The sequence below is a fragment of the Cobetia marina genome (assembly GCF_001720485.1).
GTDB lineage: Bacteria > Pseudomonadota > Gammaproteobacteria > Pseudomonadales > Halomonadaceae > Cobetia > Cobetia marina.
The window spans coordinates 2,822,500-2,839,489 of sequence record NZ_CP017114.1 but is presented as its reverse complement, the minus strand read 5'-3'; the positions used below and the strand labels follow the sequence as shown (position 1 = coordinate 2,839,489).

Here is a 16,990-nt window from a genome sequence, read left to right as displayed (position 1 = left end):
CGCTTATCTGCGACGACAGGCCGTCACAGCAGGCCCAGCTCACGCGACAGTTGCTCCACATCGCTCACCTGGCGGGTGATGAAGGTCTCCAGCGCCTTGCCGGACTTGTGGAAGGGCATCAGGCCGTTGTCCTGCATCACCTGTTGCCACTCGGGCGTATCCGCCATGCGGTTGAGGGTCTGCTCCCACCAGGCAAAGGCGGCATCGGAGACGCCACCCGGCAGATAGAAGCCCCGCCAGTTGGGGGCCACCACGTCGATGCCCTGTTCGCGTGCGGTGGGAATGTCGCCGTACTGGCCGGGCAGGCGCTCTTCGCTGAACACGGCCAGCAGGCGCAGATGGCCTGACTCGACGAAGCCGCGGGCCTCGGTCATGTCGCCGGTGAAGGCCTCCAGGTGGCCGCCCATGACCTGGGTGATGGCCACGGAGCCGGAGTCATAGGCCAGATAGGGCAGGGCGCGCAGATTCTCGATTCCCGCCTCGCGTGCGGCCATCAGCACCTTGAGGTGGTCAAAGCCGCCCGCGACATCTCCCCCGGCAAAGCGGATTGATTTGGGGTCTTCCTGCATGGCGCTCATCAGGTCGCCGAGGGTCTGGTAGGGGGAATCCGCGGCCACCGCGATCACGCCGTAATCCGCGCCCAGCGTCACCAGCCAGCGCACGTCGTCCACCTTGCCGTCCTGATAGGCGTGCTGCCCCAGGCGAGTGGTGGTGGCGCTGGAGGCCGCCACGATGACCTGCTCATCGTCATGGCGTTTTGACTTCACGTGCGCGAAGGCAACACCCCCGCTGGCACCGGGCACATTCAGTGTCTGCATGCCGGCGGGAATCAGATTCTGCTCATCGAGAAGGCGTGCCACGCTGCGACAGGTGAAGTCCCAGCCGCCACCGGGCTTGGCGGGGGCGATACATTCAGTCTTGCCCCTGGGGGCAACGTCATCGGCCGCGCTTTCCTCGGCGGAGGCGCTCAATGGTGTCATCAGGCCAAGACTCAGCAGCAGGGCAGCGGGCAGGGCGCCGGCACGATGAGGCGCAGCAAGGCGAGAATGCAGGCGGCGCAGCAAGGTGCGGCGGGCAGGCAAGGTGGCGTACATGGCAGGGTGTCCTTGGGTGTTCAGCGTCGATCGTTATGGTTATGTCAGCCAGGGCGGCGTGTCTTCTGCGGCTGGCTTGCGTACTCGCGGGTTCTGGCATGGTGAGTCATTGCGAGAGTACGAATGAACGAAAATAGCCTATTTCGGCGCGCAGCGGAAAGGCGCAGGGCTGAGGCGTCCTGGCAGGAATCGGCATTTCCCCAAGCCTCTCTCCTCAATGTGGTCCCGGGATTGCTAGAATTGCGCCATCAGGCTGTGATGAACGTTCCGCGATCTCCCAGCCGCCGCCTTTCATTGAGGAGACGGGCCATGACCCTTACCCCGCGCATGCATGACTTTCTCGCCCGCCTGCCCAAGGTGGAGTTGCACCTGCATATCGAGGGCTCGCTGACCCCTGCGCTGATGTTCGAGCTGGCGGCGGAGCAGGGCATCGCCTTGCCCTATGCCACTCTGGAGGAAGTCGAGACGGCCTATGACTTCGCGGATCTTCCCGCCTTCCTCGCGCTCTACTATCAGGGCATGGGCGTGCTGAATGACGAGTCGCATTTCTACCGACTGGCGCAGGACTATTTCCGCCGCGCGAGTGCCGATGGCGTCAAGCATCTGGAGCTGTTCTTCGACCCCCAGGCGCATCTGTCACGTGGCGTGAGCCTGGCCACCCAGTTCGCGGGGCTGGAGCGCGCCTGTCGTGAGGCAGTGAAGGAATTCGATATCACCTCGGCACTGGTGCCGAGTTTCCTGCGTTGCCACTCCGCGGAATCTGCACGCGAACTGTTCGAGGCGCTGATTCCCTTCGAGTCACGCTTCGTGGGGGTCGGGCTGGACAGCGCCGAGATCGGCAACCCGCCGGAGAAGTTCACCGAGGTCTTCCAGCTGGCGGGGGAGCGCGGCTGGCACCGTGTCGCTCACGCCGGCGAAGAGGGGCCGGCTGCGTACATTCGCACCGCGCTTGAGGTGCTGGGGGTGGAGCGTATCGACCACGGGGTGCGCTGCCTGGAAGACCCGGCGTTGGTCGCGGAACTCGCCGAGCGGCGTATCCCGCTGACGGTGTGTCCGCTCTCCAATGTCGCGCTCAAGGTGGTGGAGCGCATGGACGACCACCCGCTGCCCAAGCTGATCGAGGCCGGGCTCAATATCACCCTCAACTCGGATGACCCGGCCTATTTCGGTGGCGGCATGCTCGACAACTTCATCGCCGTGCAGCAGGCGCTGGATCTCAGCGAGACGCAGTGGCTTACCCTGTGCCGCAATGCCATCGACGCCGCCTTCCCGCAGCGCGCCGAAGGCCTCGGCATGAGTGACACCCGCCGTGATGTGCTGCTGGCGCAACTCGATAGCTGCGTGGCGTGACGCAATTAACACTGACGCTTGAATACTGAATGTAATCAACGGCTTGGCCACCAACATCGCCAGCAGGACGCGCCTTGCGGCAAGCGCTCCATCAGATGTTGCTTGACCGTGCTAAGTCGTTGAGTACAATGCAGTTCTGGCGTGCGCAATGCACCGCCCTGCGGGTGTAGCTCAATGGTAGAGCAGAAGCTTCCCAAGCTTAAGACGAGGGTTCGATTCCCTTCACCCGCTCCAGATTCTTCAAAAAGCCTCCCACTCGGGAGGCTTTTTTACGATTCCCTCCTTTAATCTCTGTGAATCTCTATCAGCCCTGGTATCCCGTTGTTAGCATTATGGATAAAGAGCAAACTATCCATTCTTTCAATAATATCCTGACGTTCTGAGTTAGCCCAAGTAACCCATTCCCTACCAGCCAGAACTATATCTTCACAGAACTTATCTACTTGTAATTGTAAAATATTTCCATTTACCATATTTCTATGAGCTGACCCCCAATTAGGCGGTTCTATAAAATGAAACTTTTCGAGTGTATGTTTGGCTTTTTTCTCGAGCTCGGCACCACCTGCATGTAAATAACTGCACCTTAAACCATAGCAGTCCTCATCACACAAGAATATGTGGCCGTCAAGTGCAGCTCCCTTTCCAGTATAGGTTTCTTGGAGCCACTCTCTGTACCACTGTTTATATCGTTGAACAACTTTAAGTTGAGGGTTTTCAAATTTACCTGCGATGTCTGGAATAGTTAAGGCAGTCGAGAGAGCCCCATACCAATCATGACATACTATAGCTCTTTCGATCGACTGAAAAAATCGTTCCATGAGATTGTCTTCCTTATATATGGTTTAAGCACAGTTTTTTCATTTTGCATATAGTTTGATGTATAGTAGTGGCTTAAATGTTTCTACGCTATCTGGATTAGTCAAAATGTTGTCGAAGTTAACTTTAACGCAATCTTCTTTTTAGTGTATGTTGGTCATATCGATGCCTAGGAAAAATATTTATGAGTTTCTCTTATAACGTATCTCTTCCGCCAGTGCCGCTAGTTGCGCATCATCCTCACGCGGGCCATCAGCGCTGACGACGTAGCCATCGTATTCGGTCATGTAGTACTTCATCTTCGAGTTTTTGGCCTGCCATTCGTCTGGTTGGGTGCCATGCAGCGGGATGAGTTTGGCGTGCAGGTGGTTGACGCCATAACCTTCGAAGATGATGGCGGTGCGTGCTGTCCCGAAGTAGGCGTCTAGCTTGCGCGCCACGCCGCGCGTGAAGCGCATCAGGCCGAGAATCACCTCGTCGTCTTGTTCATACACGCAGCTGCCCAGGTGGCGTTTTGGGATGACGACCGTGTTGCCCGGGGTAGAGGGGAAGATAGAGAGGAAGGCCAGGAAGTGCTCATCTTCGGCCACGACATGGCTTTGACTCTGGCCAGTAACGATCTGACAAAATACGCAGTCACTCATGATCCTTCCCTGGTAGTTAAGTGTCGCCAGATTCGTCCTGATTCTGTGTCACAGTGATCAGAGCCCTTGTGAACAGAGCCCTTGTAAAGAGAACTTGGCAGTCTCCTTGTATGAGTGAAGTGTGATGGGGCCTGGTTGTCAATGCTTGGCAGTTCCCGCAGAAGGGGTAACGGCAGCAGCCTGCTCGATGAAGTGCCACGTGACTGTCTTGCCGAGCCGATCGACGCGAAAAGTGTTGCTGACGTGTCGGAGAGCCGCGATATTGGCAGGTCACCTTTCAGCAGTTCGTCACTCGTTGAACGACAAGGAACCCCCAGTGGAACTCACCGTCTGGTTGGCATATGTCAGCGTCATCATCGCCTTGATCACCTTTCCCGGACCGGTTGCGTTGCTGTGCATGGATCATGGCCTGCGGCACGGTCGACGCCGATCCTTCGCGACGGTGGTGGGCGGGGCGGCGGCGTCACTGGTGTTGATGGCCTTGTCGTCGCTGGGCCTCGGTGCGGCCTTGGCGGCGTCGGAGACGGGGTTTCTAGTGCTGAAGATCGTCGGGGCGCTCTATCTCATCTATCTGGGCATCCAGGCCTGGCGGGCGCCATCCCAGCCGGTGGTGTTCGGCGCCGTGGGGGAAGACGGGCAGACCCGCGCCAGAGCCACGCGTTGGCAACTGTGCCGCAAGGGCTTCGGTATCGGGATCAGCAACCCGAAGGACTTGCTGTTCTTCGGCGCGCTGTTCCCCAACTTCATCGACATGGCTCAGCCGCAGCTGCCCCAGTTCGTGGTGCTGGCGCTGACCTGGCTGGTGGTGGACCTGCTGACGATGAGCACCTACGCCCATGCGGGTTCCAGCATCAGTCGCTGGTTTGATAGCCACCGGCGCGTGCGGCTGTTCAATCGCACCACGGGCAGTCTGTTCGTCGTGGCCGGCGCGGGGCTGGCGGCGTCGCATCGGTGAGCCGAGCCTTGGCTGCCATTGCACAAGACATGAAGCGCACGAAGACGACAACGGCACCCGAGGGTGCCGTTGTCGTGTCTGGAGCCTGTTGATCATCAGTGCTTTAAGGCTCAGCGTTCAGGGCGTGATTCCAGATACTCTTCGAGCAGGTTGCCGTCCTGACGTGACACCTTCTGCTTCCAGCTATCGAAGACATGCTGGCTGGCGGCTTCCAGGTCACGGTGGAGTGCCGGCGGTGCAGGGGTGATCAGGCGGGCGCCATTGGCTTGCAAGGTGGTATAGGCCTCGGCGAGCACGGCTTCAGCAGATGCCCAGGCGTTTTCTTCCGTTGCCTTCGCAGCAGCGAGCAGTGCCGTCTGCTGGCGCTTGTCGAGACGATCGAAGCTGTCACGATTCATGTGAACGATATTGAGCGGCATGGCGTAGTTGAGCGTCGTGAAATTGGGCATGTACCGGTAGAGCTCCGCGCTGACACCCCCCATGGCGGAGGTGAGGGCGCCGTGGATGCTGCCAGCTTCGAGCAGGGGCTTGAGTTCCCCCCAGCTCATGACTCGCGGGTCGGCCCCCAGATTGAGCAGGATGCGCTGCGTGTTGCGGTCATAGGTGCGAATCGGCATGTCCTTGAGGTCATCACCATCGGCGATGGGTCGAGTGCTCCACAGGCCGCTTGGGGGCCATGGCAGCGCGAACAGCAGTATCTGGTGGTGGTCCTCGAGCAGCTCGCGATAGCGGGGCTTGGCGAGCTGATAGAGACGGTTCGCTTCCTTGAGGTTGTAGGCGATGGCCGGCAACGACGAGATGCCGAAGAAGGGAATCTCCTCGGCGAGGGCACCGCTCAGCGTCGCGGCAATGTCGATGACGCCGGCGGAAGTGGCCTGCAGGTGACTGGCCGAGCGAATGTCCGAGCGCAGCGTCAGGGCCAGATCACCATCGGACTGCCTGGTGACTTCCTGGCTGAATTCTGCTGCGCGTTGGCCCATCAGGGTATCGGGCTCGTAGTCGCTGCTCATGCTGAGCGTCGTCTGGGCCTGGGCAAGGGGGGTCGTCAACAGCGCGGTGAGCGCCATGAGCGAACGGAATCGGCGCAGAGGAGAGGATGGCGTCATGGAGGGGGCCTTTCTCGTTGTTGTCATTCCGGGTGTCCGGCATCGGGACACTCGAGGGCGCTCCCACGGCCCTCGGCTCGGGGCTGATCCGCCAGACCGAATGGCTCGCGCTTCATGCCCGGGTGCCGCGAGACACCTGGGCGGACTGGAGAGCGTGGCGGCGTTAGAGCGTGGAGCGCACGTCAAGATAGTGATCCAGCAATTCGTTTTCCTTCGGGCCTACCTTGCTGCGCCAGCTTTCGATCACGCTGATGCTGGCGCGGGAAAGTGACTGCTTGAGATCAGGCGTGAGGGGATTGCGGACAGTCACGCCCGCGTGTTCAAGCTGGGCGTGCGTCTCTTCCAGGATGCCGGCGATGGCGTCCCAGCTGGTATCTTCAATCTCTGCCGCGGCGGTGAGCAGCGCCTCGCGCTGGGGGGCGTCGAGGGCCTCGAATCTCGCCTGGCTCATGTGCACGATATTGAGCGGCATGGCGTATTGCAGGGCGGTGTAGTGATCCAGCGTGCGGTTGAGCTCGGCTGTCAGACCGCCCAATGCCGAGGTCATCACGGCCTCGATGCGGCCTTCGGCCAGTTGCTGTTGCATCGGCTCCCAGCTCAGCACGCTGGCGATGGCGCCGAGGTTCAGCAGCACGCGCTGGGTATTGCGGTCATAGGCACGCACGGTCAGCCCCTGGAGGTCCTGGCGCTCGGCGATCGGCTTGCGCGACCAGAGTCCGCTGGGAGGCCAGGGCAGGGCGTAGAGCAGAATCTGATCATGGCGCGCCAGCAGTGCCTCGTAACTCGGGCGAGCCAGGCGATAGAGCTCTCGGGCCTGGCGCGGATTGTCGACCAGCGTGGGCAGTGAGCTGATGCTGAACAGCGGCATGCTGGTGGCGAGGGCGCCGCTGTGGGAGTCCGCCAGTTGAATGATATCGGCGTTGATGGCTTCAAGATGATTCACTGACCGCAGGCGAGTCAGCGGGCCTTCACCGAAATGGATCACCAGTTCTCCCTCGCTGAGCGAGGCCACCTTCTCGACGAATGCCTGGGCACGCTGCCCCATCATGGTCTGGGGGCCATACTCCCGGCTCATGGTCAGCTCGACCGAGTCAGCCCGGGCGTCCGCGCCCATTGGCGCCAGACCCAGGGCAAGGATCACTCCGAGCACTCTCTTCATGCTTGAGCGCTGTCCAGTTGGCATGTGTCGTCATCCATCCGTTGTGTCTGATACATCCAGTATCTCTCATTCGCGCCTCCCTTGCCGTTGGTGTTTCGGTCAACGCAAGCCGCCGCTCTCCTTTCCCCTGCACCAACGCAGGGTTCAGGGCGGCGCAACGGGCGTTGAACTGCCAGTTGACGCAATGTGGTCTACGCTCAGAACAAGGCCGTGCAACTGCCCTGACACGAATTCCGCGCCGGGACCGCATGACCGGATTGTCGACGACTGTCAACGGGAGGTAGACCACATGCTGACCCACGTATGGGGCTTGATGGCACATCCGCAACGGGAATGGCAGACCATCCGCAAGGAACACGAATCCATCACCCACCTCTACGCACATCATGTGCTGCTCATGGCGCTGGTGCCTGTCATCTGCGCTTACATCGGTACCACCCAGGTCGGCTGGAGCCTGACGGAAGGCCACGCCATCCTGCTGGAACCCCTCGATGCCTTCTATGCCGGTATCGCCTTCTACATCGCCATCCTGACGGCGATCGCCTTCATGGGCACCGTCATACACCTGCTGTCGCAGCGCTTCTCGGGCCATCCCAGTCGTCGTCGCTGCATCATCTTCGCAGGCTATGTGGCCACGCCGATGTTCCTGGCAGGTCTGGTGGCGCTGTATCCCATCATCTGGCTGTGCATTCTCGCCGGTACCATCGGCCTGTGTTACAGCGCCTATCTGCTGTATCTGGGCATCCCGCCACTGCTGGACATCTCCAACAAGGAAGGCTTTCTGGTCACCGGCTCCACGCTCGGGATCGGGGTGCTGGTGCTGGAAGGACTGCTGGCGGTGACCGTGCTGCTGTGGGGGTACGGCGCACGCTGGTTCATGTAGCCCGTGAGGCAACGACCCCGATGTCAGTGACGTGATGCCAACTGCTCGAGAAAACACACCTTCGACGCCTCGCCTTCACCGGCGGGGCGTCGCCGTTTCGTGACCGTGTTGGTCCGTGACTCTTGTGCTCGGCGGCAGCGGCGTGGAAAGTGTTGGACTCAATAGACAGTGTGGAAGAAAGCGCATGGACAAGTTTGAGCTGAGACTGGAGCAGGCTGCGCGTGCCGCATGGTTGTCCTATGTGGGAGGGCGAACCCAGGATGAGATTGCCACCCAGCTTGGGGTCTCTCGCCCGGGAATACAGCGCCTGCTGTCGCTGGCGCGTCAGGAACGCCTGGTCAAGATCTCCATCGATCACCCCGTGGCCAGCAGCATGGCGCTGTCGGATGCGCTGGTGGAGCGATTCGGTCTGAGCTTCTGCGATGTGGTGCCCTCGGACACCCAGTCGCCGGAAAGCATTGCGGAGTATCTCGCGGTGGCCGGTGCCGAGCGCCTGTCGTTCTATCTCGGTCGACAGCAGCCACAGACCATCTCGTTGAGTACCGGACGCGCGGTGCGTGCGGCGGTGGAAGCCCTGAGCCGCAGTGAGCGGCCCCAGCATCGTATCGTGTCGCTGGTTGGCAATGTCGCTCTGAATGGCTCCTCGAACCGCTATGACGGCGTGATGCTGCTGGCGGACAAGATCGGCGCGGACCGCTTTCTGCTGCCCGCGCCGGTGGTGGCGGCCAGTGTCGAGGAGAAGGAGTCACTGCTCAGTCAGAGTCTGGTCAAGGCGGTGTTCAGCGTCGCCTGCGAGGCCGATGTGGGCATGATCGGCATCGGGCGACTCGATGCCCAGGCGACCTTGTTCCAGGATCAGTTCATTAGCGCCGCCGAGCGCGATGAGTTGATGGAAGTCGGTGCCGTGGGCGAGTTGATGGGCTGGCCGCTGGACATGAATGGGCAGCTGATCGATTGCCCGCTGGCGCAGCGAATCACCAGCGTGCCGCTGACCTCGCTCAAGGCACAGCCGCTGATCGGGCTGGCGGGCGGGCACGACAAGGTGCCGGCCATTCTGAGTGCATTGCGCGGTGGCTGGCTGCAGGGGCTGATCATCGATGAGGTGGCCGCCCAGCGGGTCTGCGCGGCACTCAAGGACTGAGCAGGGGACGGCTGCCTTCGAATGGCTTCAGAGTGATGGGGGCATTCTGATGGCGTTCTGCTGACGGCTTGCGCTCGACGACAGGCTCCCGATGACAGGCTCTCGTGAATAGACGCCGTACAAGGCGCCGAGCGAGTCGTCGGGAGCAGGGCGGGGGCAGTGTCTGGCGTTGTCTTGCTGGCGCGATGCCTGGGGGATGCACACAACCCTCACGCCGCCATTTCTGTTCTTTTTCTCCCTCTTATTTCTCACCTTCTTTTCTCTTTCTCTTTCTTTCTCTCCTTCCTTCGTCTGGCCCACGGCTTTTGCTGCGAAACCTGCCATCTCTTGTCAGACATTCCGGCAGGATTGTTCGACTCAATGGCGGCGGATTCCGCCTCGATCAAGGGCTACGTTGTTTCGTTTAACGCTAATATCTGTATAGGCTGATCGGGTCGCAAGCTCAGAGGTCATGCCGGCTATCGGTCTACACCCAAAGGATCAGATCCCAAGGTGGTATAGCCCAAGGTATAGCGCTTCAGAGTTTGCTTTTTCAAAGGTCTGATCCGATCATTTGTTCACTGAATGACGTTTTGATCGAACGTATTTGTGCCGAGATGTCTCGCCAGGACATTCGAGCACCAGACCGGTAGATGGGAAGGTATCGGTGCCTCAGGTGCCGCTACCCTCGAAAAGAACAATGCCAATAACGCCCGATGGAGTGCCCTCATGCGCCTACCTCACATCACCAAGCCCCGCCGTCATCTGCTCACGCTCGCCAGCGTCGCCGCCATCGCGCCGCTCAGCGCACAGGTGAGTGCCGAGACCATCACCGTGGCGACCGTCAACAACGCCGACATGGTGGTCATGCAGAGCCTGACCAGCGAATTCGAGAAGGCGCATCCGGATATCACTCTCGACTGGGTGGTGCTGGAAGAGAACGTGTTGCGTCAGCGCCTGACCACCGATGTCGCGACCCAGGGTGGCCAGTTCGATGTCATGACCATCGGTACCTATGAAGTGCCTATCTGGGCCAAGCACGGCTGGCTGACCAAGCTCGACAATCTGCCGGACGACTATCAGGTCGATGACCTGATCAAGCCGGTGCGTGATGGTCTGAGCCTGACCGAAGGCGAGAACCAGGGCCTCTACGCGCTGCCGTTCTATGGCGAGAGCTCCATGCTCTACTACCGCAAGGACCTCTTCGAGAAGGCCGGTATCGAGATGCCGGAGCAGCCGACCTGGACACAGGTCAACGACTGGGCCGCCAAGCTCAACTCCGCGGATGAAGGCGTCTACGGTATCTGCCTGCGTGGCAAGCCGGGCTGGGGCGAGAACATGGCGGTGCTGGGCACGATGGTCAACAGCTTCGGTGGCCGCTGGTTCAATGAGGAGTGGGAGCCGCAGCTGGACTCGCCGGCCTGGAGCGAGGCCATCAACTTCTACGTCGACATGATGGGCAAGTACGGCCCGCCGGGGGCGACCTCCAACGGCTTCAACGAGAACCTGGCGCTGTTCTCCAGCGGCAAGTGCGGCATGTGGGTCGATGCCACGTCCGCAGCCGGCAAGCTCTACAACCCGAAGGAATCTTCCGTGGCTGACAAGCTGGGCTTCGCGCCGGCGCCGATCGCCAAGACGGAGAAGGGCTCGCATTGGCTGTGGTCCTGGGCACTGGCCATTCCTGAGTCTTCCAAGTCCAAGGATGCCGCCCAGACCTTCATCACCTGGGCCACATCCCAGGAATACGTGAATCTGGTCGGCGAGCGTGAAGGCTGGGCCAGCATTCCGCCGGGCACCCGTGTCTCCACCTACGAGAATCAGTCCTACAAGGACGCCGCACCCTTCGCCGGCTTCGTGATGGACGCCATCACCAGTGCTGATCCGACCGATCCGACGCTTGAGCCGGTGCCGTATGTCGGCGTGCAGATGGTGACCATTCCGGAATTCCAGTCCATCGGTACCCAGGTGGGTCAGATGATCGCCGCGGCGCTGGCGGGCCAGATGTCGGTCGAGCAGGCGCTGTCCTCCGCCCAGCGTTCCACCGAGCGCACCATGCGCCAGTCGGGCTATTGATCTGATCTCAACGGCTGTGATCTCAACGGCTGTGATCTCAACGGCTGTGATCTCAAAGGATCTGGTCTGATCTGACCTGAATGTTCCAACGGCCTCCCGCCTTGCCTTGAGCCTCAACTCGAATTGACTCGAAGCACGGCGGGAGCCCGTCCGGCACCCGCGGCAACCTCTTCCTCTCGAGACTTCTGCAACGCCCTCGCGGCGTGGCACGGGGAGCCTCGGCCTGAAGCCCACCGCATTGCCGGACTTCCTCACCGTATCGAAGGACTCACCATGCGCACGAGAGCATCCGGACGCACCGTCGGGGGATTGCGAACCCTGTCGCTGCAAGCCCCAGCCGTAAGCCTGTTGTTGATGTGGATGCTGGTACCACTGGTCATGACCCTGTGGTTCTCCTTCCAGCGTTACAACCTGATGATGCCGTCGGTGTCCGGTTTTGCCGGCGTCGACAACTATTACTATCTGCTGACCGACCCGTCCCTGTGGACGGCCATGGGCAATACCCTGCTGCTGGTGGGCTGGGTGCTGGTGGCCACCGTGGTCGGCGGTACGCTGCTGGCGGTATTGCTGCAGCAGGAATTCTTCGGGCGTGGCGTCGCGCGTCTGTTCGTGATCGCGCCGTTCTTCATCATGCCCACCGTGAGTGCGCTGGTGTGGAAGAACATGATGATGCACCCGGTCAACGGCATTCTGGCCTGGGTCGCCGGGCTGTTCGGCCTGCCGGCCATCGACTGGTTCGCCAGCCTGCCGCTGACCTCCATCGTGATCATCGTCACCTGGCAGTGGCTGCCGTTCGCGGTGTTGATCCTGCTGACCGCCATCCAGTCACTGGATGACGACCAGGTCGAGGCGGCACGCATGGACGGGGCAGGGCCGGTAGCGATCTTCTTCTACATCACCTTGCCGCACTTGAAGCGTGCCATCAGCGTGGTGGTGATGATCGAGATGATCTTCCTGCTGACCATCTTCGCCGAGATCTTCGTCACCACCTCCGGTGGTCCGGGGCTGGCCTCGACCAACCTGGCGTACCTGATCTACATCCGCGCCCTGCTGGACTTCGATGTAGGGGGTGCCTCCGCCGGTGGCGTGATCGCCATCATCCTGGCCAATATCGTGGCCTTCTTCCTGGTGCGTACCGTCGCCAAGAATCTCGAGAACTGATGACAAGCGCTCACCACAGGGAGACTCAATGATGTCGACTTCAACTTCCAATTCCGTGGCCGCCGCCAGCGCAGCAGTGAGCGCCAGTCGTGCGCGCCGCAGCGTGATCAACAAGAAACTTGTCCTGACCCTGGTGGCCTGGACCATCGCGCTGGTGATGTTCTTCCCGATCTTCTGGATGATCCTCACCAGCTTCAAGACCGAGGCCGAGGCGATCGCCACGCCGCCGAGCCTGTTCTTCACGCCCAGCATCGAGGGCTATATCGAGATCCAGGCGCGTGCGGACTACTTCAAGTATGCCCTCAACAGCGTGGTGATCTCGCTGGGTGCCACGCTGCTGGCGTTGCTGATCGCGATTCCGTCCGCCTACTCGATGGCCTTCCTGCCCACCAAGCGCACCCAGGGCACGCTGCTGTGGATGCTCTCCACCAAGATGCTGCCGTCCGTGGGCGTGCTGCTGCCGGTCTACCTGATCTTCCGCGATCTGGGGCTGCTGGATAGCCGTACCGGCCTGATCATCATCTACATGCTGATGAACCTGCCGATCGTGGTCTGGATGCTCTACACCTTCTTCAAGGACATTCCCAAGGACATTCTGGAGGCCGGACGCATGGACGGCGCCAGCACGCTGCAGGAGATCTTCCATCTGCTGCTGCCGCTGACCCTGCCGGGCATCGCCTCCACCGGCCTGCTGTGCGTGATCCTGAGCTGGAACGAGGCGTTCTGGAGCCTGAACCTGACCACCTCCAACGCCGCACCGCTGACTGCCTACATCGCCTCCTTCTCCAGTCCTGAAGGGTTGTTCTGGGCCAAGCTCTCCGCGGCTTCCACGCTCGCCATCGCGCCGATTCTGATCTTCGGATGGATGACCCAGAAGCAGATGGTTCGCGGCCTGACCTTCGGTGCCGTCAAGTAACGGCGCGCCATACGCATGTCGCCTCGATGCCATGCCACCCAAATTTGCCATCACCTGCCCGAGGGCAGGTGCGGATAAGGAAACCTCCCATGTCCACACTCACGCTCAAGAACATCGTCAAGGAATTCACCTCCGGCAGCGGCGCCAGCGCCACGACGACCCAGGTCATCAAGGGGGTCGATCTGGAAGTGAAGGACCAGGAATTCGTGGTCTTCGTCGGCCCGTCCGGCTGCGGCAAGTCCACGCTGATGCGCATGATCGCCGGTCTCGAGAACGCGACGTCCGGTGACATCCTGATCGACGGCAATCGCATGAACGATGTCGGCCCGGCCGAGCGCGGCCTGGCGATGGTCTTCCAGAGCTATGCGCTCTACCCGCACATGACGGTGGGCGAGAACATGGGCTTCAGCCTCAAGCTCGCCGGCGTCTCCAAGGAAGAGCGTGCCGAGAAGGTCAACGCGGCCGCCGAGGTGCTGCAACTGGGTCCGCTGCTGGATCGCAAGCCCAAGGCACTGTCCGGTGGCCAGCGTCAGCGTGTCGCCATCGGGCGTGCCATCGTGCGCAACCCGAGCATCTTCCTGTTCGATGAGCCGCTCTCCAACCTGGACGCCGCGCTGCGCGTGCAGATGCGCATCGAACTGGCGCGCCTGCATGCCGAGCTCAAGGCGACCATGATCTACGTGACCCACGATCAGGTCGAGGCCATGACCATGGCTGACAAGATCGTCGTGCTGCAGGGCGGTGTGGTCGAGCAGGTCGGCTCGCCGATGGAGCTTTACCATCACCCGCGCAATCGCTTCGTGGCCGGTTTCATCGGCTCACCGAAGATGAACTTCCTCGACCTCACCGTCACCTCCGTGGCGGTCGAAGGGGTCACGGTGCGTCTGCCGGATGGCAGTGAGCACCTGATTCCGGTCGTGAGTCAGACGGAAGACGGTGCCTCGGTGTGTGTCGGCGATACTCTTACGCTGGGCGTGCGGCCGGAGCATCTGGTGCTCGATGAGAATGGCCCGTTCACGGGTCAGATTCAGGTCATCGAGCGTCTGGGCGGGGTGACGTCGCTCTATCTGGCGACCCCGGACGGCTCCGGCGATGCGCCGATCGGCGGCCTCAAGTCTGACGAGCAGTCCGACAGCGGCTGGATTCTGATGGCGGATGGCGACGTCGACAGCCGTGTGGGAGACCGCATCCGCTACGGCTTCGAGACCGAGCGTGCGCACCTGTTCACCGCCGCGGGCCTGGCATTGCAGAATCTCAACCGTCACCCGCTGACCAGCCTGACGCGCCAGGACAATTCACTGTCCAGTGCCGGTGCCGCACAGGCAGCCCGCGCATGAACGGGAAGCCCGAGGAGGAGGCCGACATGAGTACACCCTTGCAGCAGGTGATCTTCGATTGTGATGGCGTGCTGGTGGACAGCGAGATACTGGCGGAGGAGGTGCTGTCACGTCAGCTGGGGGAATGGCTGCCGGACCTGGATACCGAGGCGGAGCTGCGTGCGGCGCTGGGCATGACCACTGATGCCATTCTGGGGCATCTGGAGGCCATGAGCGCACACACGCTGCCGCCGCAGGCGATGGAGCGCATCGATCACGCCATCGAGTCGCGTCTGGCCAGTGAGCTTGCGCCCATCCAGGGCATGGCGGAACTGCTGGGCGAGCTGATGACCCGGGGTCTGGCGGTGGCGATCGTCTCCAACAGCGCCGAGCGACGAGTGCGTGCCTCGCTGGCCGCCACGGGTCTGGATCGCTGGTTGGGAAAGGTGCCGCTGTTCACGGCCGAGCAGGTCGCACGGCCGAAACCTGCGCCGGATGTCTATCAGTTGGCACTGCGTCAGCTGGGGCGTGATGTCGAGGAATGCGTGGTGGTCGAGGACAGCCTGGCCGGTGTCAGCGCGGCGGTCGCGGCCGGTCTGCGCGTGATCGGCTTTACCGGTGCCGGACATATTCCGCCGGGGCATGCGCAGCGTCAGCAGGAGGCGGGTGCCTGGCAGAGCTGTGCGACCATGGAAGAGGTCAACGGTCTGATTCGCCAGCTGCATGCTGGACAGGCCAGCGACCTGAGCGCCACATGAGCACCGTCAGGGGGTGACACATGCACATGGCTTCTGGACGCGCTGACAGTGACTCCGTGACGTCGCCGGTGTCCCGCAGTGCAAGGCTCAAGGGCAAGGTGGCCGTGGTCACGGGCGGTGCGGGAGGCATCGGTCTGGCCATCGCCACCCGGTATGTCGCGGAAGGTGCCTATGTGGCATTGGCGGACATCAATGGCGAGGCGGCCGAGCGTGCCGCGAAGCGACTGCGTGCACGGGCCGGGCCGCAGGCGCGGGTGCTGGCGGTGACGCTGGACGTGACCTCCAGCGTCTCGCGTCAGAGCATGCTGGAGTGCGTGCAGGCCCAGCTGGGCCCGATCGACATTCTGGTCAACAATGCGGCCGTCTTCGCCATGGCGCCGGTGCTTGAGGTCAGCGAAGGCATGTTGCGCCACCAGCTGGCGGTCAATGTCGAAGGGCTGTTCTTCACCCTGCAGGCGGTGGCCAGGACGATGGTCGAGCGCGGGCAGGGCGGCAAGATCATCAACATGGCCTCGCAGGCAGGGCGGCGAGGTGAGGCGCTGGTCAGCGCCTATTGCGCCTCCAAGGCGGCGGTGATCAGTCTCACCCAGTCCTGCGGGCTTGATCTCATCCGCCATGGCATCAATGTCAATGGCATCGCGCCGGGTGTGGTGGATACGCCGATGTGGGATCAGGTCGATGCGCTGTTTGCCCATCACGAACAGCGCCCGCTGGGAGAGAAGAAGCGGCTGGTCGGGGAGGCTGTGCCCTATGGGCGCATGGGGCTGCCGGATGACCATGCCGGCGCCGCGGTATTCCTGGCCTGTGAAGACAGCGATTTCGTCGTCGCCCAGACACTCAATGTCGACGGTGGCAACTGGATGAGCTAAGGATGAAAGACACCTTCCGTCCTGCTGCAAGCGGTGTGCATCCATGAATGAGGTAGTCACGTGACATCTTTACCCGATTCTCGCCTGGCCCACATGTCGCCCTCACTGGACGACATGGCCAGCCGTGTGCTGGCGGAACATGCCTCCAGTCAGCGCACACGTACCATCGTGGCCCTCGCCGGTCCGCCGGCGGCGGGCAAGTCGACGCTGTCGGAATCCCTGTGCGAGACCCTCAACGCGCTGGAACCCGGCATCGCCGTGGTGGTGCCGATGGATGGCTATCACTACGACAACGCCGTGCTGGCCCCTCTGGGGCTGCTCTACGTCAAGGGCGCTCCGGAGACCTTCGATGCGCGCGGGCTCTATCACGACCTCGTCAGGGTGCGCGCCGATGATGGCCCGGTGGCCGTGCCGGTGTTCGACCGCCCGCTGGATCTGGCGCGTGCCGGAGGCCGCGTGGTCGAGCCCCGTCATCGCATCGTGCTGGTCGAGGGCAACTATCTGCTGCTGCGCCACGCGCCCTGGGATGCGTTGCTGGAATTGTTCGACATCCGCATCTTCCTGGACATCGAGGATGAGGTCCTGGTGCCGCGCCTGCTGCATCGCTGGCGCGAGATGGGCCAGGATGCGCGGGGTGCCCATGAGCGTACCCATCACAAGGACATGCTCAATGCGCATCTGATCAAGCAGGACTCGCTCAACGCCGACTGGCGCTGGCGTCTGGCGAACGACCCCATCGGCCCCGACGCGGATGACAGCTGAATGATGGA

General features: G+C 61.8%; 16 protein-coding genes, 1 tRNA gene and 1 pseudogene. 13 read left to right on the top strand and 5 right to left on the bottom strand.

Going from position 1 to position 16,990, the window contains the following annotated elements; translation table 11 throughout:
• Positions 1–23: 23 nt before the first annotated feature.
• Positions 24–1,094: a Bug family tripartite tricarboxylate transporter substrate binding protein gene (locus tag BFX80_RS11920; RefSeq protein WP_084209022.1), complete on the bottom strand. Its 1,071-nt coding sequence runs from the start codon at positions 1,092–1,094 to the stop codon at positions 24–26.
• 309 nt (positions 1,095–1,403) lie between these two features.
• Here BFX80_RS11920 and BFX80_RS11915 point away from each other — a divergent pair, with 309 nt between their 5' ends.
• Both BFX80_RS11915 and BFX80_RS11910 read left to right on the top strand, forming a co-directional pair.
• Entirely contained in the window at positions 1,404–2,444 is a 1,041-nt protein-coding gene (locus BFX80_RS11915) for an adenosine deaminase (protein WP_333781903.1), read from the top strand.
• A gap of 160 nt (positions 2,445–2,604) precedes the next feature.
• Positions 2,605–2,678 (top strand) — tRNA-Gly (locus BFX80_RS11910).
• A 50-nt stretch (positions 2,679–2,728) separates the two neighbouring features.
• Here BFX80_RS11910 and BFX80_RS17870 read toward each other — a convergent pair.
• Positions 2,729–3,262: a hypothetical protein gene (locus BFX80_RS17870; protein ID WP_157109487.1), complete on the bottom strand. Its 534-nt coding sequence runs from the start codon at positions 3,260–3,262 to the stop codon at positions 2,729–2,731.
• Between the two features lie 180 nt (positions 3,263–3,442).
• A complete protein-coding gene (locus BFX80_RS11905; protein WP_084209021.1) occupies positions 3,443–3,904 on the bottom strand; it encodes an HIT family protein in 462 nt (153 codons plus the stop codon).
• Between the two features lie 316 nt (positions 3,905–4,220).
• On the opposite strand from BFX80_RS11905, the gene BFX80_RS11900 reads away from it, so the two are divergent.
• Complete coding sequence (locus tag BFX80_RS11900; protein ID WP_084209020.1) at positions 4,221–4,859, top strand: LysE family translocator; 639 nt, start codon at positions 4,221–4,223, stop codon at positions 4,857–4,859.
• Positions 4,860–4,969: 110 nt separating this feature from the next.
• Here BFX80_RS11900 and BFX80_RS11895 read toward each other — a convergent pair whose 3' ends face one another.
• Positions 4,970–5,965, bottom strand: coding sequence for a TRAP transporter substrate-binding protein (locus BFX80_RS11895; protein ID WP_170877354.1), 996 nt, complete (start codon positions 5,963–5,965; stop codon positions 4,970–4,972).
• 163 nt (positions 5,966–6,128) lie between these two features.
• Positions 6,129–7,124, bottom strand: coding sequence for a TRAP transporter substrate-binding protein DctP (gene dctP, locus BFX80_RS11890; protein WP_167593030.1), 996 nt, complete (start codon positions 7,122–7,124; stop codon positions 6,129–6,131).
• Between the two features lie 289 nt (positions 7,125–7,413).
• Here dctP and BFX80_RS11885 point away from each other — a divergent pair, with 289 nt between their 5' ends.
• From BFX80_RS11885 to BFX80_RS11840, 10 genes and pseudogenes are all read left to right on the top strand, one after another.
• The gene (locus tag BFX80_RS11885) at positions 7,414–8,007 is read left to right on the top strand and encodes a Yip1 family protein (protein WP_077372653.1); all 594 of its coding nucleotides are present in this window, start codon (positions 7,414–7,416) and stop codon (positions 8,005–8,007) included.
• Between the two features lie 184 nt (positions 8,008–8,191).
• Entirely contained in the window at positions 8,192–9,148 is a 957-nt protein-coding gene (locus BFX80_RS11880; RefSeq protein ID WP_077372656.1) for a sugar-binding transcriptional regulator, read from the top strand.
• Between the two features lie 708 nt (positions 9,149–9,856).
• On the top strand, positions 9,857–11,200 hold the full coding sequence (locus BFX80_RS11875) for an ABC transporter substrate-binding protein (protein ID WP_077372660.1): 1,344 nt from the start codon (positions 9,857–9,859) through the stop codon (positions 11,198–11,200).
• 27 nt (positions 11,201–11,227) lie between these two features.
• Positions 11,228–11,275 (top strand): annotated as a pseudogene (locus BFX80_RS18305) (hypothetical protein); the annotation flags it as partial.
• Positions 11,276–11,473: 198 nt separating this feature from the next.
• Positions 11,474–12,361, top strand: a complete 888-nt coding sequence (locus tag BFX80_RS11865) for a carbohydrate ABC transporter permease (RefSeq protein WP_043334545.1) — start codon at positions 11,474–11,476, stop codon at positions 12,359–12,361.
• A 31-nt stretch (positions 12,362–12,392) separates the two neighbouring features.
• Positions 12,393–13,277: a carbohydrate ABC transporter permease gene (locus BFX80_RS11860; RefSeq protein WP_077373218.1), complete on the top strand. Its 885-nt coding sequence runs from the start codon at positions 12,393–12,395 to the stop codon at positions 13,275–13,277.
• Positions 13,278–13,366: 89 nt separating this feature from the next.
• Complete coding sequence (locus BFX80_RS11855; RefSeq protein ID WP_077372662.1) at positions 13,367–14,614, top strand: ABC transporter ATP-binding protein; 1,248 nt, start codon at positions 13,367–13,369, stop codon at positions 14,612–14,614.
• Positions 14,615–14,640: 26 nt separating this feature from the next.
• Positions 14,641–15,351 (top strand): HAD family hydrolase, encoded by a 711-nt coding sequence (locus BFX80_RS11850; RefSeq protein WP_240499560.1) that lies wholly within the window; start codon positions 14,641–14,643, stop codon positions 15,349–15,351.
• Positions 15,352–15,377: 26 nt separating this feature from the next.
• A complete protein-coding gene (locus BFX80_RS11845) occupies positions 15,378–16,220 on the top strand; it encodes an L-iditol 2-dehydrogenase (RefSeq protein ID WP_084209766.1) in 843 nt (280 codons plus the stop codon).
• Positions 16,221–16,280: 60 nt separating this feature from the next.
• Positions 16,281–16,982, top strand: a complete 702-nt coding sequence (locus tag BFX80_RS11840; RefSeq protein ID WP_307722823.1) for a nucleoside/nucleotide kinase family protein — start codon at positions 16,281–16,283, stop codon at positions 16,980–16,982.
• The last annotated feature ends 8 nt before the right edge of the window (positions 16,983–16,990 follow it).